This is a genomic window from Streptomyces sp. NPDC059008 (assembly GCF_042749045.1).
Taxonomy (GTDB): domain Bacteria; phylum Actinomycetota; class Actinomycetes; order Streptomycetales; family Streptomycetaceae; genus Streptomyces.
Genome location: NZ_JBHYJC010000073.1, coordinates 1 through 22691, shown reverse-complemented (window position 1 = coordinate 22691; position 22691 = coordinate 1). Strand labels below are relative to the sequence as shown.

Here is a 22691-nt window from a genome sequence, read left to right as displayed (position 1 = left end):
GGAGGGGACAGACCGTAGGACGGAGTCCGTAGGGCTGTCACCGCACCCGACAAACAACCGCCCGCCGCAGGCGCAACGACGACAAACCCCCACGGCGGGAAAGCCGAAAACGTGGGAAGCAGGCCAAGCGCAGCGGCTACGCTCGCCGCAAAAGGCGGGACGCCCCCGCCGCCACCGTAGTAGCCAGGACCCAGCCGGCGAGGATCAGTACGGCCGCCGCCCACTGGGCGGCGCCGCCCGGTTTCCAGGCGGCGCCCTGGTTGAGGTCGATCACCGGCAGCAGCAGGTCGAGGGCGTAGAGGTACGGGTTCCAGGGGGGTGCCTCGCCCGGCTTGAGGGGCGGTGGCGGGGACGTCGAGAAGTAGACCGTGCCGATCGCCCACAGGATGGCCATCCAGACCGCGGCCCGCCCGGGACGGTAGCCGTACGCCACCGTCCAGTCCTGCAGGAAGCCCCAGGCCTTCGCCGCCAGCGGCAGCGTCTCGCGGCGCCGCCGCTGCTTGGCCAGCAGCACCTCCCGGGCGTCGGAGTCCTCACCGCTGCGGCGCAGCGAGGTGGCGAGCATCTCGTACGGCTCGGGCGCGTACTCGGGGGTCGCCGCGGCCACCCACTGCAGCCGCTGCGAGAGCGGGAAGTGGCCGCGCGGGATCAGCGTCTCGTAGGCGAAGCCGGCCATCCACAGCCCGCCGAGCCCCGGCCAGCTCGCCGACTTGTCGACGAGGTTGACGACCCGGGCGCCGGAGAGGATGACCCGCCCGCGCTGCGGTCGTTCACCGAGGAAGCGCAGCTCGGGGGTCTGGATGCGGCGCAGCGAGAGTTCCTGGTCGGACTCCATGATGAAGCGGGCGTGCTCGAAGTCCACGGCGTCGCCGAACCGGCCGTCGTCCAGCCGCATCCCGCCCTCGCACTCGAAGCGCTGCATGCGGGTGCCCCGCGAGGGGGTGTGCGCGATGCCGTAGGGGGGAGTGGCGCTGCTGGAGAAGGGGGAGTTGGCCAGGCCCGCGGCGGTCAGGTAGAGGGTGCGTTCGACGGTGAGCTGGGGGGCGTTCAGCGCCCGGCGGCCGAAGGGGTTGCTCAGATGGCTGCCGCGCAGGCTCAGCGAGACGCCGATGGTGGCGCCGCGCAGCGACAGCTCGCCGTAGGACTCCAGCATCTCGGCCTGGAGGTCCTGGGTGACGGTCAGCCCGTCCGCCATGATCGACCGGCCCTGGCGGTCCTTGTGGACGACCGTCTGGTTGAGCATCAGGTCGGTGCCGATGTGCGCGTCGGTGAGGCGGATGCCGGACTGGACGACGCAGCGGGGCAGGTGGAGATCGCCCTCGGTGTGCAGCCGGGCCGCCTCCAGCCGGGGTATCGCGCAGTTCACCAGCCGCAGCGTGGTGAAGCGGCTCTCCGGGAGCACCACCTCGGCCTCGAAGCGGCAGTCCCGCAGTTCCACGAATGGCTCGATCGTGCCGCCCGCAACGTCGAGAGTGTCCGTGATGTACGCCCCGGTGAGCTTGAGCGCCGACACCCGGCCCGGCTGCGCGGGCGGCCCGTCGAGCAGCAGCAGCGCCACGACCCGGGCCCGCACCCGGCGCTCCGGACCCCACAGATGCTGTCCGTGCGGATCGTCGCGCACCGGGTCGCCGATGTGCAGATCGCAGGTGCTGCCGTTGCGGAAGGCCTGCCACATGCTCCATTCCGCCGACGTCAGTCGCAGGTCGGCGGGCGCATCGCCGTCCCTGGGCTCGGTCACTGTGTCCCCCTTGCCATCCCGTGGTGTGTCGCGACCTGTTCGGACGCACTTCGCGCGTGGTCTGCGCGCGGCACCGCACACGTCCCGCAGGTCTCCCCGTGCGCCGCTACGAGGCCCTTGCCCGCCCCGTGACTGCTTGAACACGCGTGGTCAGGGCCAACTCCGGTCAACTTCACGGGGCCGGGTCACCATGCGTCCGGGCCGTGCGTCGCTGTGTATCACTGAGTGATACGGCGGCTCGGGCCAGGGAGCGGGTCTGAGACACTGGGGAGGTGATCTCCCGAATCGATCTGCGCGGTGACGCCCTCCCCGAGGGTGGCGCCCTGCGCGACCTGCTGCCCCGTGCCGAGTTCGACGTGGAAGCCGCCCTGGAGAAGGTGCGGCCCATCTGCGAGGACGTACGCCATCGCGGCACCGCGGCGCTGATCGAGTACGCGCGGCGGTTCGACGGTGTCGAGATCGAGCGGGTACGGGTTCCCGCCGAGGCCCTCAAGGCCGCCCTGGAGGAGCTGGATCCGGCCGTTCGCGCCGCTCTGGAGGAGTCCATCCGGCGCGCCCGGATCGTCCACCGCGAGCAGCGCCGCAGCGACGTCACCACCAAGGTCGTCCCCGGCGGCACGGTCACCGAGCGCTGGGTCCCCGTCGAGCGGGTGGGGCTGTACGTACCGGGCGGCCGCTCGGTCTACCCCTCGTCCGTCGTGATGAACGTGGTCCCCGCGCAGGAGGCCGGCGTCGAGTCCCTGGCCGTGACCTCGCCCCCGCAGGCGGACTTCGGGGGCCTGCCGCACCCGACGATCCTGGCGACCTGCGCGCTGCTCGGCGTGGACGAGGTCTACGCCGCCGGCGGCGCCCAGGCCATCGCGATGTTCGCCTACGGCACCGACGAGTGCCCGCCCGCCAACCTCGTCACCGGCCCCGGCAACATCTACGTCGCCGCGGCCAAGCGCCTGCTCAAGGGCCGGATCGGCATCGACTCCGAGGCCGGGCCCACCGAGATCGCGATCCTCGCGGACGACACCGCCGACCCGGCGCACGTCGCCGCCGACCTGATCAGCCAGGCCGAGCACGACCCGATGGCCGCCGCCGTCCTGGTCACCGACTCGGTCGCGCTGGCGGAGAAGACCGAGCAGGAGCTGGAGCCGCAGATCGCGGCGACCCGGCACGTCGAGGACCGGATCGCCCCGGCCCTGGCCGGCCGGCAGTCCGCCATCGTCCTGGTCGACGGCATCGACGAGGGCCTGCGGGTCGTGGACGCGTACGGCGCCGAGCACCTGGAGGTCCAGACCGCCGACGCCGCCGCCGTGGCCGCCCGGGTCCGCAACGCCGGCGCGATCTTCGTCGGCCCGTACGCCCCGGTCTCGCTCGGCGACTACTGCGCCGGCTCCAACCACGTCCTTCCCACCGGCGGCTGCGCCTGCCACTCCTCGGGGCTCTCCGTGCAGTCCTTCCTGCGCGGCATCCATGTCGTGGACTACACCCGCGACGCACTGGCCGAGGTCGCCCACCATGTGGTGACCCTCGCCGAGGCCGAGGACCTCCCGGCCCACGGCGCGGCGATCAAGGCACGGTTCGGCTGGAAGGTCCCCCAGAGCAAGTGAGCAGGCACGTGACCCGCATCGACGATCTCCCCATCCGGGACGAGCTGCGCGGCAAGTCCCCCTACGGCGCCCCGCAGCTGGACGTGCCGGTACGCCTGAACACCAACGAGAACCCCTATCCGCTGCCCGAGCCGCTGGTCGCCCGGATCGCCGAGCGGGTGACCGAGGCCGCCCGGCAGCTCAACCGCTACCCCGACCGCGACGCGGTCGAGCTGCGCACCGAACTGGCCCGCTACCTCACCCGCACCGGCGGCCACGAGGTCACCATGGACCAGGTCTGGGCGGCCAACGGATCCAACGAGATCATCCAGCAGCTGCTGCAGACCTTCGGCGGACCGGGCCGCTCGGCCATCGGCTTCGAGCCCTCGTACTCCATGCACGGCCTGATCTCGCGCGGCACGGGCACGGAGTGGATCTCCGGCCCGCGCAACGACGACTTCACCATCGACGTGGCGGCGGCCCGGCGGGCCATCGCCGAGCGCCGGCCCGACGTGGTCTTCGTCTGCTCGCCCAACAACCCCACCGGCACCGCCGTCGAGGCGGAGACGGTGCTCGCGCTGTACGAGGCGGCGCAGGCCGCCAAGGCCGACACGGCCGGGGCCCTGGTGGTGATCGACGAGGCCTACGGCGAGTTCAGCCACCGGCCCTCGCTGCTCCCGCTGATCGAGGGCCGGCCGAATCTGGTGGTCTCGCGGACCATGTCCAAGGCGTTCGGCGCGGCCGGCCTGCGGCTGGGGTACCTCGCCGCCGACCGGGCCGTGGTCGACGCCGTCCAACTCGTCCGGCTGCCGTACCACCTCTCGTCGGTCACCCAGGCCACCGCCCTGGCCGCGCTGGAGCACACCGATACGCTCCTGAAGTACGTCGAGCAGCTCAAGGCCGAACGGGACCGCCTGGTCACCGAGCTGCGGACGATCGGCTGCGAGGTCACCGCCTCCGACGCCAACTTCGTCCAGTTCGGCCGGTTCGACGGCGAGGGCGGCGCCCACGCCGCCTGGCGGGCGATCCTCGATCAGGGCGTACTGGTCCGTGACAACGGCGTACCGGGCTGGCTGCGGGTCACCGCCGGCACCCCGGCCGAGAACGACGCGTTCCTCGACGCGGTTCGCACGCTGTTCAAAGAACGCAGCTTGAAGGAGAACGAGCGATGACCCGCGTAGGACGCGTGGAGCGCACAACGAAGGAAACGTCCGTGCTCGTCGAGATCGACCTCGACGGCAGGGGCGAGGTGGACGTGGCGACCGGCGTCGGTTTCTACGACCACATGCTCGACCAGCTCGGCCGGCACGGCCTGTTCGACCTCAAGGTCAAGACCGACGGCGATCTGCACATCGACACCCACCACACCATCGAGGACACCGCCCTCGCGCTGGGTGCCGCCTTCAAGCAGGCCCTCGGCGACAAGACCGGCATCTACCGCTTCGGCAACTGCACCGTCCCGCTGGACGAGTCGCTCGCCCAGGTGACCGTCGACCTCTCCGGCCGCCCGTATCTGGTGCACACCGAGCCGGAGAACATGGCGCCGATGATCGGCACGTACGACACGACGATGACCCGGCACATCTTCGAGTCCTTCGTCGCGCAGGCCCAGATAGCGCTGCACATCCACGTTCCGTACGGCCGCAACGCCCACCACATCGTGGAGTGCCAGTTCAAGGCGCTGGCCCGGGCCCTGCGCTACGCCAGCGAGCGCGACCCGCGCGCCGCGGGCATCATTCCGTCCACCAAGGGAGCGCTGTAGCCCCGTGAACGGTCTGTCCACCGTCTTCATCCTCGTCGGCCTGTTCCTCCTCGGCGGCGTCTACTCCTTCTGGAAGCAGCAGCTGCCCAAGAGCCTGATCGTGCTGCTGTCCGTCGGCTCGGCGATGTGCCTGGTCGCCGGCGTGCTGCGGCTGGAGGTGTGGAATTGACCGCCGCCGCACCCCGTAAGAAGGTCGTCGTCTTCGACTACGGCTTCGGCAACGTCCGCTCCGCCGAGCGCGCCCTGGCGCACGTCGGCGCCGACGTGGAGATCACCCGGGACTACGACCGGGCGATGAACGCCGAGGGGCTGCTGGTCCCCGGCGTCGGCGCGTTCGCCGCCTGCATGCGCGGACTGCGCGAGGCCCGCGGCGACTGGGTCGTCGGCCGCAGGCTGTCCGGCGGCCGCCCCGTGATGGGCATCTGCGTCGGCATGCAGATCCTCTTCGGCCGGGGCATCGAGCACGGCGTGGAGACCGAGGGCCTGGACGAGTGGCCCGGCACGGTCGGCCCGCTCAAGGCCGACGTCGTGCCGCACATGGGCTGGAACACCGTCGACGCCCCCGAGGGCTCGCGACTCTTCGCCGGTCTGCCCGCCGACGCCCGCTACTACTTCGTGCACTCCTACGCGGTGCACGACTGGGAGCTGGAGGTCGGCAACCCGCACATCGCCGCCCCGAAGGTCACCTGGGCCACGCACGGCGAGCCGTTCGTGGCCGCCGTCGAGAACGGCCCGCTGTGGGCCACCCAGTTCCACCCCGAGAAGTCCGGCGACGCCGGCGCCCAGCTCCTGACCAACTGGATCAACACCCTGTGAGCCCCCAGATGCCGAAGCTTGAACTCCTCCCCGCCGTCGACGTCCGCGACGGCCAGGCCGTCCGCCTGGTCCACGGCGAGTCCGGCTCCGAGACCTCCTACGGCGACCCGCTCCAGGCGGCCCTCGCCTGGCAGCGGTCCGGCGCCGAGTGGCTGCACCTGGTCGACCTCGACGCGGCCTTCGGCACCGGCGACAACCGCACGCAGATCGCCGAGGTCGCCCGCTCCATGGACATCAAGGTCGAGCTGTCCGGCGGCATCCGCGACGACGACTCCCTGGCCGCCGCTTTGGCCACCGGCTGCACCCGCGTCAACATCGGCACCGCGGCCCTGGAGAACCCCGAGTGGGTCGCCAAGATCATCGCCGAGTACGGCGACCGGATCGCGGTCGGCCTGGACGTGCGCGGTACGACGCTGCGCGGCCGCGGCTGGACCCGCGACGGCGGCGACCTCTACGAGACGCTGGCCCGCCTGGACTCCGAGGGCTGCGCCCGCTACGTCGTCACCGACATCAACAAGGACGGCACCCTCCAGGGCCCCAACCTCGACCTGCTGCGCAACGTGTGCGCCGCCACCGACCGCCCGGTCGTCGCCTCCGGAGGCGTGTCCTCCCTCGACGACCTGCGGGCGATCGCCTCCCTGGTGCCCGAGGGCGTGGAGGGCGCGATCGTCGGAAAGGCGCTCTACGCCAAGGCGTTCACGCTGGAGCAGGCCCTGGAGGCCGTGGCGTCATGAGTGGCGTACGCCGCTTCACGGCCGGCGACCCGCGGACCGAGGACCCCTGGGCGGACGCCTTCGGCCGCTCCCGTGCGGTCGAGCTGGCCAACGGCCTGGTGCTGGTCTCCGGCTGCACCTCCGTCATCGACGGGCAGGTCGTCGCCGCCGACCCCCACGAGCAGGCGGTCACCTCCTTCCAGGCCGCGCTGTCGGCGCTGGAGCAGGTCGGTCTCGGCCGTGACGACGTCGTACGCACCCGTATGTACCTGACCCATGCCCGGGACGTGGACGAGGTCGGACGCGCCCACAAGGAGCTGTTCGACTCCGTCCGCCCCGTCGCATCCATGATCATCGTCTCCGGCTTCGTCGACCCGCGCCTGGTCGTCGAGGTCGAGCTGGAGGCGTACAGAGAGGCCCCCGCGTCATGACCCTGGCCGTACGAGTCATCCCCTGCCTGGACGTCGACAACGGCCGGGTCGTCAAGGGCGTCAACTTCCAGAACCTCAGGGACGCCGGCGACCCCGTCGAGATGGCGAAGATCTACGGTGAGGAGGGCGCCGACGAGCTGACCTTCCTCGACATCACCGCCTCCTCCGGCAACCGCGAGACCACCTACGACGTGGTCCGCCGCACCGCCGAGCAGGTCTTCATCCCGCTCACCGTCGGCGGCGGCGTCCGCACCCCCGAGGACGTCGACAAACTGCTGCGCGCGGGCGCCGACAAGGTCGGCGTCAACACCGCGGCCATCGCCCGCCCCGAGGTGATCCGCGAGATCGCCGAGCGCTTCGGACGCCAGGTCCTGGTGCTGTCCGTCGACGCCCGCCGTACCGACGCCGGCACCCCGTCCGGATTCGAGGTCACCACCCACGGCGGCCGCCGCGGCACCGGCATCGACGCCGTCGAATGGGCCCACCGCGCCGCCGAGCTGGGCGCCGGCGAAATCCTGCTGAACTCCATGGACGCCGACGGCACCAAGGACGGCTACGACGTCGAGATGATCGAGGCCGTCCGCAAGCACGTCACCGTCCCGGTGATCGCGTCGGGCGGCGCCGGGAAGCTCTCGGACTTCGCCCCGGCCGTCGCCGCCGGCGCCGACGCCGTACTGGCCGCCTCCGTCTTCCACTTCGGCGACCTGCGCATCCCCCAGGTCAAGGACGCACTGCGGGAGGCGGGCCACCCGGTCCGCTGAAGCCCCCGCGGCGCGGCCGGAGAAGAGCCCCGGCCGCGCCCCGTACCGCTCAGCGCCCCTTGCGCGCCGCCCGGACGAACTCGCGGTTCATCCTGGTGATGCTGAACAGCGGGATGCCCTTGGGGCAGGCCGTGGCGCACTCGCCGGCGAGCGTGCAGCCGCCGAAGCCCTCCTCGTCCATCTGCGCCACCATGTCCAGCACCCGGCTCTCCCGCTCGGGCGACCCCTGCGGCAGCACGTTGAGGTGGTTGACCTTCGCGGAGGTGAACAGCATCGCCGCGCCGTTCGGGCAGGCTGCCACGCACGCCCCGCAGCCGATGCACTCGGCGTGCTCGAAGGCGAAGTCGGCGTCCGGCTTGGGCACGGGCGTCGCGTGCGCCTCGGGCGCGGCGCCGGTCGGCGCGGTGATGTAGCCGCCGGCCTGGATGATGCGGTCGAACGCCGCGCGGTCGACGACCAGGTCCTTGACGACGGGGAAGGCCGCGGCGCGCCACGGCTCGACGTCGATCGTGTCGCCGTCCTTGAAGGACCGCATGTGCAGCTGGCAGGTGGTGGTGCGCTCCGGGCCGTGCGCGTCGCCGTTGATGACCAGCGAGCAGGCGCCGCAGATGCCCTCGCGGCAGTCGTGGTCGAAGGCGACCGGGTCGTCGCCCTTGAGGATCAGCTCCTCGTTGAGGGTGTCGAGCATCTCCAGGAACGACATGTCCTGCGAGATGCCGTCCACCTCGTACGTGGACATGGCGCCGGGGGCGTCGGCGTTCTTCTGGCGCCAGACGCGCAGGGTGAGCCTCATGCGTAGCTCCGCTGGGTGGGGTGGACGTACTCGAAGACCAGGTCTTCCTTGTGCAGGACGGGGGCGTCGCCGGTGGCGGTGAACTCCCAGGCGGCCGCGTAGGAGAACTCCTCGTCCTGGCGGGCGGCCTCGCCGTCGGGGGTCTGCGACTCCTCGCGGAAGTGGCCGCCGCAGGACTCGGCGCGGTGCAGCGCGTCGAGGCACATCAGCTCGGCCAGCTCCAGGTAGTCGACGATGCGGTTGGCCTTCTCCAGGGACTGGTTGAACTCCTCGCCGGTACCGGGGACCTTGATGCGACGCCAGAACTCCTCGCGGATCTGCGGGATGCGGTCCAGGGCCTTGCGCAGGCCCTCGTCGGTGCGGGCCATACCGCAGAACTCCCACATGAGTTCGCCCAGTTCACGATGGAAGGAGTCCGGGGTGCGGTCGCCGTCGACGGCGAGCAGCCGCGCGAGCCGCTCCTCGGTCTCCCGCACGACCTCGACGGTGGCGGGGTGCTCGGCGTTCACCTCGTCCTTGTGCGGGTTGCGCGCGAGGTAGTCGTTGATGGTGGCCGGCAGCACGAAGTAGCCGTCGGCCAGACCCTGCATGAGGGCGGACGCGCCGAGCCGGTTGGCGCCGTGGTCGGAGAAGTTGGCCTCGCCGATCGCGAACAGGCCGGGGACGGTGGTCTGCAGGTCGTAGTCGACCCACAGTCCGCCCATCGTGTAGTGCACGGCCGGGTAGATCCGCATGGGCACCTGGTACGGATCCTCGTCGGTGATCCGCTGGTACATGTCGAAGAGGTTGCCGTACTTGGCCTCGACGGCCTTGCGGCCCATGCGCGCGATGGCGTCGGCGAAGTCGAGGTACACGCCCTGCCCGCCGGGCCCGACGCCCCGGCCCTCGTCGCACACGTTCTTCGCGGCCCGCGAGGCGATGTCACGGGGCACGAGGTTGCCGAACGACGGGTAGATGCGCTCCAGGTAGTAGTCGCGCTCGTCCTCGGGGATCTGGTGCGCCGGGCGGGTGTCGCCCTTGGCCTTCGGCACCCAGATCCGTCCGTCGTTGCGCAGCGACTCGCTCATCAGCGTCAGCTTCGACTGGTGGTCGCCGGTGCGCGGGATGCAGGTCGGGTGGATCTGGGTGAAGCACGGGTTGGCGAAGTAGGCGCCGCGGCGGTGCGCCCGCCACACGGCGGTGGCGTTGGAGTTCATGGCGTTCGTCGAGAGGTAGAAGACGTTGCCGTAGCCGCCGGACGCGAGGACGACGGCGTCCGCGAAGTAGGTGTCGATCTTGCCGGTGACCAGGTCGCGGGCGACGATGCCGCGCGCCTTGCCGTCCACGACGACGAGGTCGAGCATCTCGGTACGGGGGTGCATCTCGACGTTGCCCGCGGCGATCTGCCGGGACAGCGCCTGGTAGGCGCCGAGCAGCAGCTGCTGCCCCGTCTGGCCCCGCGCGTAGAACGTCCGGGACACCTGCACCCCGCCGAACGACCGGGTGTCGAGCAGACCGCCGTACTCACGGGCGAACGGCACGCCCTGGGCCACGCACTGGTCGATGATCTCGACGGATATCTGCGCGAGCCGGTGCACGTTGGACTCCCGCGCCCGGAAGTCGCCGCCCTTGACGGTGTCGTAGAACAGCCGGTGCACCGAGTCGCCGTCGTTGCGGTAGTTCTTCGCCGCGTTGATGCCGCCCTGCGCGGCGATGGAGTGCGCCCGGCGCGGGGAGTCCTGGTAGCAGAACTGCACCACGTGGTAGCCCTGTTCGGCGAGCGTGGCGCCCGCCGAACCGCCCGCGAGACCGGTGCCGACGACGATGACGGTGTGCTTGCGGCGGTTGGCGGGGTTGACGAGCTTCGCCTCGAAGCGGCGGGTGTCCCAGCGCTCGTTGACGGGCCCGGCCGGGGCCTTGGTGTCGACGACCGGCTCCCCGGTCGCGTACTGCGGGTACGTGGTCATGGATTCAGCTCACCAATCCGCTCATGACGCCCACGGGCACGGCGACGAAGCCGAGCGTGAGCAGTACGGCGAGGACGTTGCCGGCGGTCTTCAGGGCGCGGTCGCGGGCGCGGCTGCCGACGCCGAGGGTCTGCGCGGCACTCCAGAACCCGTGCTGGATGTGGAAGCCGAGGGCGACCATCGCGACGATGTAGACGACGTTGCCGTACCAGGTCGAGAAGGTGTCGACGACGTTCTGGTACGGGTGCCCGGCCTGGAAGCCGTTCGGGTGCACCGTGCCGGTCGTCAGGTCCAGGACGTGCCACACGATGAACAGGCCGAGGATGATCCCGCCCCAGCGCATGGTGCGGGTGGCGTAACTGGCGCGCTGCCGCTTGTGCACGTACTTGCCGGGCCGCGCCTTGATGCCGCGGCGGCTGAGCTGGTACGCGGACGTGGCGTGGGCGACGACGGCGGCCACGAGGACGACGCGGATCAGCCACAGCGTCCACTCGTAGTGCATGAAGGGCTCGCCGACCGTGCGCAGCCAGTGCGCGTAGTGGTTGAACTCGCCCGACCCGAAGAAGATCTTCAGGTTGCCGATCATGTGGACGACCAAGTAGAGCAGCATGATCAGGCCGCTGACGGCCATCACCGTCTTCTTGCCGACGGACGAGTCCCAGAACGCGCGCCCACCCGTCGCCCGGCCGCCGCCTCTCACGGAGCGCTGTCGTGCGCGGTTCTCCTTCGACGGTCGTCGTTCCGTCCGTGTGTCCAGTGCCATGAGTCCCGACGGTAGGGACCGGGCTACCCATCAGTCCAAGACATGGTCCGGCTCATCTCGATAGGCCAGGCCTATCGATGCTTTACATTCGCCTTATGCAGCTGCAGCAGCTCCGCTACTTCACCGCCGTGGCCGACACCCGCCACTTCACCCGCGCCGCCGAGCGCGAGCATGTCGCCCAACCCTCACTCTCCCAACAAATCCGCTCCCTGGAGCGGGAGTTGGGCGCCGAACTGTTCCACCGCGCCCGCGGCCACATCACCCTGACCGACGCCGGTGAGACCCTGTTGCCGCTCGCCCGGCGGATCCTCGCCGACACCGAGACCGCCCGCCGCGAGGTGCAGGAGGTCGCCCAGCTGCGCCGCGGCCGGCTCCGCCTCGGCGCCCCGCCCAGCCTCTGCGCCAGCCTCGTCCCCGACGTCCTGAGCGTCTTCCACGCCACCTATCCCGGCGTCGACCTGCTCGTCACCGAGGACGGCTCGCAGGACCTCGTGCGCGCGCTGGCCGACGGCGAACTCGACCTGGCCCTGATCATCACCCCGCTCCCGGACCAGGCCCCGGCGCTGGCCACCTCCGACCTGCTGCGCGAGGAGCTCGTCGTGGTCTCCGCGCCGGACCGGCCCGCCCCACCGGGCGGCCGCCGCACCCGCATCCGGGTCGAGGACCTCCGCGGCCGCCCGCTGGCGATGTTCCGTCGCGGCTACGACCTGCGGGAATTCACCACCGCCGCGTGCCGCGCGGCCGGCTTCGAACCCACCTTCACCGTCGAGGGCGGCGAGATGGACGCCGTCCTCGGCTTCGTACGGGCCGGGCTCGGCATCGCCGTCGTCCCCAGCATGGTCGCCGAGCGCTCCGGGCTGCGCGTCACCCGCTTCGCGACCCCCGGCATGCACCGCGTGGTCTCCGTCGCCCACCGCGGCGACGTCTCCCCGCCGCGCGCCGCCCGCGAGCTGGAGCGGATCCTGCGGCGACGGCTCGAGCCGGGGGCCCTGAGCGCCGGGGCGCGCGGCGCCGTGGCGGGTGATCCGGGCCGGTCGTAGGCTGGCGGCATGTCGACCCATGCCAAGCGTGAACGGCTCCTTCTCGCCGACCTGTTGGAGAGCGCGGGACCCGAGGCGCCGACCCTGTGTGAGAACTGGAGCGCGCGGGACCTGGCCGCGCACGTGGTGGTGCGCGAGCGGCGCGCCGACGCGGCCGGCGGGCTCCTGGTCAAGCCGCTGGCGGCCCGGCTGGAGCGGGTGCAGGCGGAGTTCGCCGCCAAGCCCTACGAGGAGCTGATCCAGCTGATCAGGACCGGGCCGCCGCGGTTCTCGCCGTTCTCCCTGAAGCAGGTCGACGAGGCGTCCAACACGGTCGAGTTCTACGTCCACGCCGAGGACGTGCGGCGGGCGCAGCCGGACTTCGGCCCGCGGGAACTGGACCCGGTCTTCGCCGACGCCCTGTGGTCGAGGATCGAGCGGATGGCCCGGCTGCTCGGCCGCAAGTCGCCGGTCGGGCTCGTGCTGCGGCGGCCGGACGGACGGACCGCGGTGGCGCACCGCGGCACCCCGGTGGTCACCGTCGTCGGGGAGCCGGGCGAGCTGACCATGTTCGCCTTCGGCCGGCAGCAGGCGGCCGAGGTGGAGCTGGAGGGGGACAAGGAGGCGATCGAGCGGCTGATGGAGGCGAAGCTGGGGGTGTGAGCGGGGTGCGGGCGGGGGCCGGGGGTGCATCCAGGGGGTGGTCGAACGCATCCCGTAGGGGGTGCGGACGCCCCCTGCGGGGCCACAACGCGGCCGGTGTGGGGCGTATTCCAGGTCCGGCGGGCGGACGACGGGACGTCGTGGACACCCACCGGACACCCCAGACGCCGCGGCCTGTCCGACCCTGACCCCTCGGACACGCCCTAGGTCCGCAGCACCACCACCGCCACCACCACGGCCACCACCGCCGCCGCCACGAAGACCGCCGCCAGCACCAGCGCCGCCACCCGCGCGGCGCGGTCCGGATCCGGCGGCGGTGGCGGCACGGGCGGCGAAGGAGGCATGTCTGCAGGATGCCGCACGGCACAATGGACCCATGACCAGCAGCCGCACCACCGCCGCCGACTCCCTGTTGGACCCCGCCGTCGCCGCCCGCCTCAAGCGCGGCGCCGACGGCCTGGTCCCCGCCATCGCCCAGCAGTACGACACCGGCGAGGTGCTGATGATGGGGTGGATGGACGACGAGGCGCTGCACCGCACCCTGACCACCGGGCGCTGCACGTACTGGAGCCGCAGCCGCCAGGAGTACTGGGTCAAGGGCGACACCTCCGGCCACTTCCAGTACGTGAAATCGGTGGCGCTGGACTGCGACGCGGACACCGTTCTGGTCAAGGTCGACCAGGTCGGCGCCGCCTGCCACACCGGCGCGCGCACCTGCTTCGACGCGGACGTACTGGCCACCGAGGCCGACCGGGACCAGTAGGCTCCGCTGCCATGACCACGGGAACCACCGGCACCGCCAATCCGGACCTCGACACCTTCCGCACCCTCGCCAAGGACCGGCGGGTCATCCCCGTCACCCGGCGCCTGCTCGCGGACGGCGACACGCCGGTCGGGCTCTACCGCAAACTCGCCGCCGAGCGCCCCGGCACCTTCCTGCTGGAGTCCGCCGAGAACGGCCGCACGTGGTCGCGCTACTCCTTCATCGGCGTCCGCAGCGCCGCCACCCTGACCACCCGCGACGGACAGGCGCACTGGCTCGGCACCCCGCCGGTCGGCGTCCCCACCGACGGTGACCCGCTCGACGCGCTGCGCGCCACCGTCGAGGTGCTGCACACCCCCCGCGACCTCATCGAGGACGCGGGGCTGCCGCCGTTCACCGGCGGCATGGTCGGCTACCTCGGCTACGACGTCGTGCGCCGCCTGGAGAAGATCGGCGAAAGCACCACCGACGACCTCCGGCTGCCCGAGCTGAGCATGCTGCTCACCTCCGACCTCGCCGTCCTCGACCACTGGAGCGGCACGGTCCTGCTGATCGCCAACGCGATCAACCACAACGACCTCGACACCGGCATCGACGAGGCCTACGCGGACGCGGTGGCCCGCCTGGACACCATGGCCGACGACCTGGCCCGGCCCGCGCACGCCAGTGCCGCGGCCCTGCCGCCGTCGCAGGTCCCGCCGTTCACCGTCGGATGGGGCGGCGCCGCCTACCAGGACGCCGTCGAGGACGTCAAAGAGCGCATCCGGGCCGGCGAGGCCTTCCAGGTCGTGCCCTCCCAGCGCTTCGAAACCCCGTGCACGGCAAGCGCGTTGGACGTCTACAGGGTGCTGCGGGCCACCAACCCCAGCCCGTACATGTACCTCTTCCGCTTCGAGGGCGGCGACGGCCCGGACAGCGCCTTCGACGTGGTCGGCTCCAGCCCCGAGGCGCTGGTGAAGGTCGAGGCCGGCCGCGCCATGGTCCACCCCATCGCCGGCACCCGCCCGCGCGGCGCGACCGTCCCGGAGGACCAGGCCCTGGCGGACGAGCTGATGGCCGACCCCAAGGAGCGCGCCGAGCACCTGATGCTGGTCGACCTGGGCCGCAACGACCTGGGCCGGGTCTGCGAGCCGGGCAGCGTCGAGGTCGTCGACTTCATGTCCATCGAGCGCTACAGCCATGTGATGCACATCGTCTCCACGGTCACCGGAACGGTGGCCGAGGGCCGTACCGCCTTCGACGTGCTCACCGCCTGCTTCCCGGCCGGCACCCTCTCCGGCGCCCCCAAGCCGCGCGCCATGCAGATCATCGAGGAGTTGGAGCCGACCCGGCGCGGTCTGTACGGCGGCTGTGTGGGCTACCTCGACTTCGCGGGGGACTCCGACACCGCCATCGCGATCCGCACGGCGCTGCTGCGCGGCGGCACCGCCTACGTCCAGGCGGGCGCCGGCGTGGTCGCCGACTCCGACCCGGTGGCCGAGGACACAGAGTGCCGTAACAAGGCGGCCGCGGTGCTGCGCGCCGTGTACACCGCGAACCACCTGGGCAAGTAGCCGGCCGCGGTGCGGCGCCACCCCGCGCGCCGGGTCGCGTCGGCCGGTGCGCGATAGTGGTACGCGTGAGTGCCGCACCCCAGACCCCCACAGACGCCGCGTCCGCCCCCGCGCCGGCCCCCGCACCCCGCACCGCCAAGCGCAGTCTGGCCCTGGCCCTGCTGGCCGGCGCGGCCGGCGCGGGCCTGGCGCTGCTGGCCTCCGGCCGTATCTGGGCCCGGGGCTCCGCGGTGCTGGCCCAGGGCGAGCTGCCGCGCACCGTGACCGGCGCGGACGTCACCGGCGTGCCCGGCGCGCTGGCGGTCGTCGGCCTGGCCGCGCTGGTCGCGGTCTTCGCGGTGCGCCGGGCCGGCCGGATCGCGGTGGCCGCGCTGCTCGCGCTCAGCGGCGCCGGCGTCGTCGCCGCCGCGGTGCTGGGCAACGCCGACACCGCGGCGCTGCGCGAGAAGGCCGCCACCGCGGTCGGCCTGACCGGCGCCGATGTGCATCACGTCACGCACACCGGCTGGCCGTGGGTGGCCGCGGCCGGCGGCCTGCTGCTGCTGATCGCCGGGCTGCTGGCGCTGGTGTACGGGCGCCACTGGCCTGCGATGTCGGGCCGTTACGAGCGCACGCCCGGCGGCGCCCGGGGTCGGCGGCGCGCCGCGGCCGCCCCGGATCCGGACCGTCCGGAGGAGATCTGGAAGTCCCTGGACCGCGGCGAGGACCCCACCCGGTAAGGGGGGCCGCCGCGGCATCGGTGACAATGGACCGCGAGGATCACCGCGCCCCGACCCAGGCGCGAGAGAGCAACGAGGAGCAGTCAATGTCGAGCAGTGGCCACGGACACACCCCCGCCGCCTGGACCGGCGTCATCATCTCGTTCATCGGCTTCTGTGTCGCCGGAGCCTTCATCGTGCTGAACAGCGTGCCGGGCTTCTGGGCCGGCATGGTGCTGATCGCCGCCGGTGCCGTGGTGGGTGGGCTGATGCGCGCGGCCGGCCTGGGCCAGGAGCCCAAGCGCTCGGCGAAGCCGGCCGTCCAGGCGCAGCCGCAGGAGAGCTGACCACGCTCCCGTGGCGCCGGGTCCCGGCGCCACCTCGCACCTTCCCCGAAGGCGCCGCTTCCCGGCCCGTACGCACCCGCCGGTGCCGTGCCCGCCGTCCGTGCACACCCCGTACGGCGGCCGAGAAGCTGCGCCTTCGCGCGCATGGCAGCACAATCGGCACGTGAGCGATCCCCTGGCGCAGGCCCGGCCGGAAGCCCGGCCGGCGGGCGGCGTGCCCCGCCGTCTCGCGGCGCCCCTGGGCGCCCTCGCGGCCGTCGCCGCCGCCTTCGCCGTCGTCGGCGCCGTCGACCCGAACGAGCCCGGCCACTACCCCGTCTGCCCGCTGCTGCACCTCACCGGCGTGTACTGCCCGGCCTGCGGCGGCCTGCGCAGCGCCCACGCCCTCGCGCACGGCGACCCGGCCGCCGCCCTGGGCGCCAATGCGCTCGCGGTGGCCGGCTTCGCGGCCTGCGCGGTCTTCTGGGCAATCTGGCTCGGCCGCGCCGCGCGGGGCCGCCGTACGCCGGGCCCCCGCCCGCGCGCCGTCCACTGGTGGGCCCTGGGCGGGCTGCTGCTGGCCTTCACGGTCGTCCGCAACCTCCCCTTCGGCAGCGGTCTGGCACCGTGACCCGGGGCCCCGGAGATGTCCAGCTTGTGGGACCGCCGTCAACCGGATGCGGGACCTGCATCCCATGGCGGATACCATCGGAGAGCCGGGTGGGACAGCTCGTCCCACAGGCCGCTGTCCACCGCCGTCGCTCAAGAAGGAGGCCGCTCGCGTGAGTGTGCTCGACGAGATCATCGACGGGGTCCGCGCCGACCTCGCTGAGCGGCAGGCGCGCGTCTCCCTCGACGAGCTCAAGGAGCGGGCCCGCAAGGCACGCCCCGTGATGGACGGTGTCGCGGCACTCAAGGGCGAGAGCGTCACGGTGATCTGCGAGGTGAAGCGCTCCAGCCCGTCGAAGGGCGCGCTCGCCGCGATCGCCGACCCGGCCGGTCTGGCCGCCGACTACGAGGCGGGCGGCGCCGCGGTCATCTCCGTCCTGACCGAGCAGCGCCGCTTCGGCGGCTCGCTGGCCGACCTGGAGGCCGTCCGCGCCCGGGTCGACATCCCCGTGCTGCGCAAGGACTTCATCGTCACCGCCTACCAGCTGTGGGAGGCCCGCGCCTACGGCGCCGACCTCGCCCTGCTGATCGTCTCCGCCCTGGAGCAGGAGGCCCTGGTCTCGCTGATCGAGCGGGCCGAGTCGATCGGGCTGACGCCGCTGGTCGAGGTGCACGACGAGGAAGAGGTCGCCCGCGCGGTGGACGCCGGCGCCCGGATCATCGGCGTCAACGCCCGCAACCTCAAGACCCTCGAGGTCGACCGCGGCAACTTCGCCCGGGTCGCCCCCGAGATCCCCGACCACATCGTCAAGATCGCCGAGTCCGGCGTCCGCGGTCCGCACGACCTGATCGCGTACGCCAACGACGGCGCGGACGCGGTGCTGGTCGGCGAGTCGCTGGTCACCGGCAAGGACCCCAAGACCGCGGTCGCCGACCTGGTCGCCGCGGGCTCCCACCCGGCGATCCGCCACGGGCGGGCCTGACCGCCCGGATCGCCGACATGACCGCCGCCACCCGCATCCGCCGCCCGAGCCACCGCTCCGGCCCCGCCGTGCTGCTCGCCGCGGCCGCCGGGGACGGGCGGCACGCGGCGCTGGGACGCGGATGCCGGCCGCGCGGGTGCCGGGCACCGGCCCGCCGGGTCCACGGACGGCGGGTCCGCTACCACATCGGTTCGGAGCCGGGACAGATCAACGGGCGCCGATGGCGCACGGCCGCCGCGCGCTGACGCGTCGGCCCCTGCCGGCGCCGCGATGGCCGTGAACCACCGTGCGGTGGCAGCGGGCCACCGTGCCGCGCGCTGCATACCGTGAGGTTCCTTCTCCCGACATAACCGGACTTTCCGGGGCCAACGCCCCGGCCTAGGAGTGCGTCAGATGTCCTCCGATTTCTTCCTTCCCGACCCCGAGGGGCGCGTGCCCAGCCCCGAGGGCTACTTCGGTGCCTTCGGCGGCAAGTTCATCCCCGAAGCGCTGGTCGCCGCGGTCGACGAGGTCGCCGCCGAGTACGAGAAGGCCAAGGCGGACCCCGCGTTCGCGGCCGAGCTCGACGACCTGATGGTCAACTACACCGGGCGCCCCAGCGCGCTCACCGAGGTGCCGCGGTTCGCCGAACACGCCGGCGGGGCCCGGGTGTTCCTCAAGCGCGAGGACCTCAACCACACCGGCTCACACAAGATCAACAATGTGCTGGGCCAGGCGCTGCTCACCAAGCGGATGGGCAAGACCCGGGTCATCGCCGAGACCGGCGCCGGCCAGCACGGCGTCGCCACCGCCACCGCCTGCGCCCTCTTCGGCCTCGACTGCACCATCTACATGGGCGAGATCGACACCGAGCGCCAGGCCCTCAACGTCGCCCGGATGCGGATGCTCGGCGCCGAGGTCATCGCCGTGAAGTCCGGCAGCCGCACCCTCAAGGACGCCATCAACGAGGCCTTCCGCGACTGGGTCGCCAACGTCGACCGCACCCACTACCTCTTCGGCACGGTGGCCGGACCGCACCCCTTCCCGGCCCTGGTCCGCGACTTCCACCGGGTCATCGGCGTCGAGGCCCGCCGCCAGATCCTCCAGCGCGCCGGCCGCCTGCCGGACGCCGCCCTCGCCTGCGTCGGCGGCGGCTCCAACGCCATCGGCCTCTTCCACGCCTTCCTCCCCGACACCGGCGTCCGCCTGATCGGCTGCGAGCCCGGCGGCCACGGCGTGGAGACCGGCGAGCACGCCGCCACCCTCACCGAGGGCACCCCCGGCATCCTGCACGGCTCGCGCAGCTACGTCCTGCAGGACGAGGACGGCCAGATCACCGAGCCGTACTCGATCTCCGCCGGCCTGGACTACCCCGGCATCGGCCCCGAGCACGCCTACCTCAAGGACGCCGGCCGCGCCGAGTACCGAGCCGTCACCGACGACGCGGCGATGCAGGCGCTGCGGCTGCTGTCGCGGACCGAGGGCATCATCCCGGCGATCGAGAGCGCCCACGCGCTGGCCGGCGCCCTGGAGATCGGCCGCGAACTGGGCCCCGAGGGCCTGCTGCTGGTCAACCTCTCCGGGCGCGGCGACAAGGACATGGACACCGCCGCCCGCTACTTCGGGCTGTACGACGGCGAGAGCGCGGCGGACGCCGCCCACGCGGCAGAGCAGGGGGAGAAGTGATGGCAGGCAACATCGAGCTGCTGAACGCGGTGCTGGCGCAGGCCCGCACCGAGAACCGCGCCGCGCTCGTCGGCTACCTCCCGGCCGGCTTCCCGACCGTGGACGGCGGCGTACAGGCGATGACCGAGATGCTGGACGGCGGCTGCGACATCGTCGAGGTCGGCCTGCCGCACAGCGACCCGGTCCTGGACGGCCCGGTCATCCAGACCGCCGACGACATCGCGCTGCGCGGCGGCGTCAAGATCGTCGACGTGATCCGCACGGTCCGCGACGTGCACGCCGCCACCGGCGCGCCGGTGCTGTGCATGACGTACTGGAACCCCGTCGACCGCTACGGCGTGGAGCGGTTCGCCGCCGACCTGGCCGAGGCCGGCGGCGCCGGCTGCATCCTGCCGGACCTCCCGGTCGAGGAGTCCGAGGCCTGGCGCAAGGCCGCCGAGCAGCACGGACTCGCCACGGTCTTCGTGGTCGCGCCGAGCAGCCGGGACGAGCGGCTCGCCAAGATCACCGAGGCCGGCAGCGGCTTCGTCTACGCCGCCTCGCTGATGGGGGTCACCGGAACCCGCGAGTCGGTCGGCCGCGAGGCCCAGGAGCTGGTGGCCCGCACCCGCGCCACCGCCGGTGCCCGCCGTGGGCTCCCCGTCTGCGTCGGCCTCGGCGTCTCCAACCCCGAGCAGGCCGCCGAGGTGGCGCAGTTCGCGGACGGGGTGATCGTCGGCTCGGCGTTCGTCAAGCGGCTGCTGTCGGCGGACGGTGACCTGGCGGCCGGCCTCGCCGGGGTCCGCGCCCTGGCGGGCGAGCTGGCCGAGGGCGTACGCAACCGCCGCTAGCCGAGCGGCCGGGGCGTCCACGGCGGCCCGGTGCGCGGTCCCTCGATAGGGCGAACATCGGTGCGGAGGGGTGCGGCGGCACCCCTCCGCCTCGTTGTGCACGGGCGTGAACCAGACGAATCATGAGGGTCGCAGAAGCGCCCGCGAGCGCATTCAGGCACAGCGGGCGAAGGAGCAGGCACGCGCCCGGCGCGGCCGCCAGGTGATCGTGGCCGGGTCGCTGCTGGCGGTGCTGGGGATGGCCGGCGGTGTCGCCGTATGGGTCACCGCGGCCGGCAACGGCCAGGGTGGCACCGACAACGAGACGGCCCGGCCCAAGCAGGCCGGCGGGGGTGATCGGCCCGCCGTCCCCGTCGGTGCGCCCGACGCCCCCTCCACCCTGACGGTGTGGGAGGACTTCCGCTGCCCCGCCTGCCAGCAGTTCGAGACCGGATTCCGCAAGGTGACCCATGAGCTGGAGGACTCCGGCCAGCTCAAGAGCGAGTACCACCTCGTGACGATCATCGACGGCAACATGGGCGGCCAGGGCTCCCTCAACGCCGCCAACGCCGCCCTGTGCGCCCAGGACGCCGGGCGGTTCCGCGACTACCACGACGTGCTCTACTCCCACCAGCCGCCCGAGTCGCAGGACAAGTTCGCCGACAAGCGGTACCTCCTCCAGCTGGCCGGCAAGGTCAAGGGCCTGACCTCGCCCGCCTTCACCAAGTGCGTCAACGACGGCACGTACAACGGCTTCGTGCGCAAGTCCAACGACGCCTTCACCAAGTCCGGCCTGCGGGGCACCCCGACCGTCCTGCTCAACGGCAAGGACCTCGCCAAGGAGCAGAGCGGCCGGGTCACCCCCGCGGTCCTCAAGAAGCTGGTCCGGGCCGCCAACAAGGGCAAGAAGCCGGGAAGCGTCTCCCCGAGCGCGAGCGCCCCCGCCGCGCCGGGCAGGGGCGCGGCGGCGGGGGCGAGCGCCTCGCCCCACCGGAAGCACGCCGGGGCGGCGAGCGCCTCGCCGCGGACCGGAGCGGTGCCGTCGCCCTAGGGCACACGGCGTCACGCTGCGCAGAGGGCGTCGTTACGCAGCCGTTGCCGGGCGGGTTGTCGCCGACCCCGCCCGGCGCGGTAGCGTCGTCCCTGCCATGGACCTCGCATTCATTCCCAGCCCGTCGGTCGGCGTCGTACATCTCGGCCCGATCCCGTTGCGCGGCTACGCGTTCTGCATCATCATCGGCGTCTTCGTCGGCGTCTGGCTCGGCAACAAGCGCTGGATCCAGCGCGGCGGCCGCTCCGGCACCGTCGCGGACATCGCCGTGTGGGCCGTGCCCTTCGGACTGGTCGGCGGCCGCCTCTACCACGTCATCACGACGTACGAGCCGTACTTCGGCAAGAACGGCCATCCGATCGACGCCCTCAAGGTGTGGGAGGGCGGCCTCGGCATCTGGGGTGCGGTCGCGCTCGGCGCGGTCGGCGCCTGGATCGGCTGTCGCCGCCGCGGCATCCCGCTGCCGGCCTACGCGGACGCGCTGGCGCCCGGTCTGGCCCTCGGCCAGGCGATCGGCCGCTGGGGCAACTGGTTCAACCAGGAGCTGTACGGCAAGCCGACCGACCTGCCGTGGGCGCTGGAGATCAGCTCCGACCCGGCCATCGGGCGCATCGGCGGCACCTACCACCCCACCTTCCTCTACGAGAGCCTGTGGTGCATCGGCGTCGCGGCGCTGGTGATCTGGGCCGACAAGCGCTTCCGGCTCGGCCACGGACGGGCCTTCGCGCTGTACGTCGCCGCCTACTGCGCGGGCCGCGCCTGGATCGAGTACATGCGGGTCGACGAGGCCCACCACATCCTGGGCCTGCGGCTGAACGTCTGGACCGCGCTGATCGTCTTCGTCCTGGCCGTCGTCTACTTCGTCGTCTCCGCCAAGCGGGCACCCGGCCGGGAAGCGGTCGTCGAGCCCGGGGCGCTGGAGGAGCGCGCTCAGCGCGAGGCCGCCGACGGCGGCGAGGACGCGGAGGGGACCGACGGCGACAGCGGCAAGGTCTCCGTCGAGAAGGCGGCGGAGGCGGGGGAGAAGCCCGCCGCGAAGACGGGAACCGAGGACTCCGAGGACCCCGCGGCCGAGGAAGCCGAGAAGACCGCGAAGACCGCGAAGGCCGAGGAGTCCGCCGAGGGCGAGCCGGGTGCGGGCAAGGACGCGGCGGGCACCGCCGACGCCGACACCGACGCCAAGCCCGCCGGGAGCGGCAGCAACAAGAAGTCCTGAGGCGGCCCACGGCTGCCGTCGGCGCCGGCCGGATCC

The 22691-nt window shown here is 72.5% G+C and carries 26 protein-coding genes; 21 read left to right on the top strand and 5 right to left on the bottom strand.

What is annotated here, in order from left to right; genetic code table 11:
• Nucleotides 1–136: 136 nt before the first annotated feature.
• The gene (locus ACFWZH_RS37740; protein WP_384442444.1) at nt 137–1738 is read right to left on the bottom strand and encodes an oxidoreductase; all 1602 of its coding nucleotides are present in this window, start codon (nt 1736–1738) and stop codon (nt 137–139) included.
• Nucleotides 1739–2010: 272 nt separating this feature from the next.
• On the opposite strand from ACFWZH_RS37740, the gene hisD reads away from it, so the two are divergent.
• The 8 genes from hisD to hisF are packed head-to-tail and all read left to right on the top strand — an operon-like array spanning nt 2011 to nt 7798.
• The gene (gene hisD / locus ACFWZH_RS37735) at nt 2011–3336 is read left to right on the top strand and encodes a histidinol dehydrogenase (protein WP_384442441.1); all 1326 of its coding nucleotides are present in this window, start codon (nt 2011–2013) and stop codon (nt 3334–3336) included.
• Nucleotides 3337–3344: 8 nt separating this feature from the next.
• Nucleotides 3345–4487, top strand: coding sequence for a histidinol-phosphate transaminase (locus tag ACFWZH_RS37730; protein WP_384442447.1), 1143 nt, complete (start codon nt 3345–3347; stop codon nt 4485–4487).
• On the top strand, nt 4484–5077 hold the full coding sequence (gene hisB, locus ACFWZH_RS37725) for an imidazoleglycerol-phosphate dehydratase HisB (RefSeq protein ID WP_384442438.1): 594 nt from the start codon (nt 4484–4486) through the stop codon (nt 5075–5077). The genes ACFWZH_RS37730 and hisB overlap by 4 nt, the downstream gene beginning before the upstream one ends.
• 4 nt (nt 5078–5081) lie before the next feature.
• Entirely contained in the window at nt 5082–5246 is a 165-nt protein-coding gene (locus ACFWZH_RS37720; RefSeq protein WP_384442435.1) for a hypothetical protein, read from the top strand.
• Entirely contained in the window at nt 5243–5893 is a 651-nt protein-coding gene (gene hisH / locus ACFWZH_RS37715; RefSeq protein ID WP_384442432.1) for an imidazole glycerol phosphate synthase subunit HisH, read from the top strand. Before ACFWZH_RS37720 ends, hisH begins: the two co-directional genes overlap by 4 nt.
• An 8-nt stretch (nt 5894–5901) precedes the next feature.
• Nucleotides 5902–6627 (top strand): bifunctional 1-(5-phosphoribosyl)-5-((5-phosphoribosylamino)methylideneamino)imidazole-4-carboxamide isomerase/phosphoribosylanthranilate isomerase PriA, encoded by a 726-nt coding sequence (priA, locus tag ACFWZH_RS37710; protein ID WP_384442429.1) that lies wholly within the window; start codon nt 5902–5904, stop codon nt 6625–6627.
• Nucleotides 6624–7037, top strand: a complete 414-nt coding sequence (locus ACFWZH_RS37705) for a Rid family hydrolase (RefSeq protein WP_384442426.1) — start codon at nt 6624–6626, stop codon at nt 7035–7037. The genes priA and ACFWZH_RS37705 overlap by 4 nt, the downstream gene beginning before the upstream one ends.
• Complete coding sequence (gene hisF, locus ACFWZH_RS37700) at nt 7034–7798, top strand: imidazole glycerol phosphate synthase subunit HisF (RefSeq protein WP_384442423.1); 765 nt, start codon at nt 7034–7036, stop codon at nt 7796–7798. The genes ACFWZH_RS37705 and hisF overlap by 4 nt, the downstream gene beginning before the upstream one ends.
• A gap of 49 nt (nt 7799–7847) precedes the next feature.
• Here the strand turns inward: hisF and ACFWZH_RS37695 are convergent, their stop codons facing one another.
• From ACFWZH_RS37695 to ACFWZH_RS37685, 3 genes are read right to left on the bottom strand one after another with little or no spacing between them, the layout of a single operon-like run.
• Nucleotides 7848–8591, bottom strand: coding sequence for a succinate dehydrogenase/fumarate reductase iron-sulfur subunit (locus ACFWZH_RS37695; RefSeq protein ID WP_384442420.1), 744 nt, complete (start codon nt 8589–8591; stop codon nt 7848–7850).
• Nucleotides 8588–10537 carry a fumarate reductase/succinate dehydrogenase flavoprotein subunit gene (locus tag ACFWZH_RS37690; protein ID WP_384442417.1) on the bottom strand — a complete coding sequence of 650 codons (1950 nt, stop codon included), beginning with the start codon at nt 10535–10537 and terminating at the stop codon, nt 8588–8590. Before ACFWZH_RS37690 ends, ACFWZH_RS37695 begins: the two co-directional genes overlap by 4 nt.
• A gap of 4 nt (nt 10538–10541) precedes the next feature.
• On the bottom strand, nt 10542–11300 hold the full coding sequence (locus ACFWZH_RS37685; RefSeq protein WP_384442414.1) for a succinate dehydrogenase: 759 nt from the start codon (nt 11298–11300) through the stop codon (nt 10542–10544).
• 95 nt (nt 11301–11395) lie between these two features.
• Between ACFWZH_RS37685 and ACFWZH_RS37680 the strand changes: the two genes are divergently transcribed.
• Both ACFWZH_RS37680 and ACFWZH_RS37675 read left to right on the top strand, forming a co-directional pair.
• Nucleotides 11396–12340, top strand: a complete 945-nt coding sequence (locus ACFWZH_RS37680; protein WP_384442411.1) for a LysR family transcriptional regulator — start codon at nt 11396–11398, stop codon at nt 12338–12340.
• Between the two features lie 9 nt (nt 12341–12349).
• On the top strand, nt 12350–12982 hold the full coding sequence (locus tag ACFWZH_RS37675; RefSeq protein ID WP_384442408.1) for a TIGR03085 family metal-binding protein: 633 nt from the start codon (nt 12350–12352) through the stop codon (nt 12980–12982).
• 203 nt (nt 12983–13185) lie between these two features.
• Here ACFWZH_RS37675 and ACFWZH_RS37670 read toward each other — a convergent pair whose 3' ends face one another.
• Nucleotides 13186–13326, bottom strand: a complete 141-nt coding sequence (locus ACFWZH_RS37670) for a hypothetical protein (RefSeq protein ID WP_384442405.1) — start codon at nt 13324–13326, stop codon at nt 13186–13188.
• 32 nt (nt 13327–13358) lie between these two features.
• On the opposite strand from ACFWZH_RS37670, the gene hisI reads away from it, so the two are divergent.
• The 11 genes from hisI (at nt 13359) to lgt (ending at nt 22655) form a co-directional block, all read left to right on the top strand.
• Nucleotides 13359–13745, top strand: coding sequence for a phosphoribosyl-AMP cyclohydrolase (gene hisI, locus ACFWZH_RS37665; RefSeq protein ID WP_384442402.1), 387 nt, complete (start codon nt 13359–13361; stop codon nt 13743–13745).
• Nucleotides 13746–13756: 11 nt separating this feature from the next.
• Complete coding sequence (locus ACFWZH_RS37660; protein WP_384442399.1) at nt 13757–15298, top strand: anthranilate synthase component I; 1542 nt, start codon at nt 13757–13759, stop codon at nt 15296–15298.
• A 65-nt stretch (nt 15299–15363) separates the two neighbouring features.
• Complete coding sequence (locus tag ACFWZH_RS37655) at nt 15364–16017, top strand: TIGR02234 family membrane protein (protein ID WP_384442397.1); 654 nt, start codon at nt 15364–15366, stop codon at nt 16015–16017.
• A gap of 86 nt (nt 16018–16103) precedes the next feature.
• Nucleotides 16104–16343, top strand: a complete 240-nt coding sequence (locus ACFWZH_RS37650) for an HGxxPAAW family protein (protein WP_384442395.1) — start codon at nt 16104–16106, stop codon at nt 16341–16343.
• A gap of 163 nt (nt 16344–16506) precedes the next feature.
• Complete coding sequence (locus ACFWZH_RS37645) at nt 16507–16953, top strand: DUF2752 domain-containing protein (protein ID WP_384442392.1); 447 nt, start codon at nt 16507–16509, stop codon at nt 16951–16953.
• A 151-nt stretch (nt 16954–17104) separates the two neighbouring features.
• A complete protein-coding gene (gene trpC / locus ACFWZH_RS37640) occupies nt 17105–17914 on the top strand; it encodes an indole-3-glycerol phosphate synthase TrpC (RefSeq protein WP_384442389.1) in 810 nt (269 codons plus the stop codon).
• A gap of 17 nt (nt 17915–17931) precedes the next feature.
• Nucleotides 17932–18159, top strand: a complete 228-nt coding sequence (trpM, locus tag ACFWZH_RS37635) for a tryptophan biosynthesis modulator TrpM (protein WP_384442386.1) — start codon at nt 17932–17934, stop codon at nt 18157–18159.
• Between the two features lie 148 nt (nt 18160–18307).
• A complete protein-coding gene (gene trpB, locus ACFWZH_RS37630) occupies nt 18308–19579 on the top strand; it encodes a tryptophan synthase subunit beta (RefSeq protein WP_384442383.1) in 1272 nt (423 codons plus the stop codon).
• Entirely contained in the window at nt 19579–20409 is an 831-nt protein-coding gene (trpA, locus tag ACFWZH_RS37625; protein ID WP_384442380.1) for a tryptophan synthase subunit alpha, read from the top strand. The genes trpB and trpA overlap by 1 nt, the downstream gene beginning before the upstream one ends.
• A gap of 106 nt (nt 20410–20515) precedes the next feature.
• Nucleotides 20516–21439, top strand: a complete 924-nt coding sequence (locus ACFWZH_RS37620) for a DsbA family protein (protein ID WP_384442377.1) — start codon at nt 20516–20518, stop codon at nt 21437–21439.
• Between the two features lie 97 nt (nt 21440–21536).
• The gene (gene lgt, locus ACFWZH_RS37615; RefSeq protein WP_384442374.1) at nt 21537–22655 is read left to right on the top strand and encodes a prolipoprotein diacylglyceryl transferase; all 1119 of its coding nucleotides are present in this window, start codon (nt 21537–21539) and stop codon (nt 22653–22655) included.
• The last annotated feature ends 36 nt before the right edge of the window (nt 22656–22691 follow it).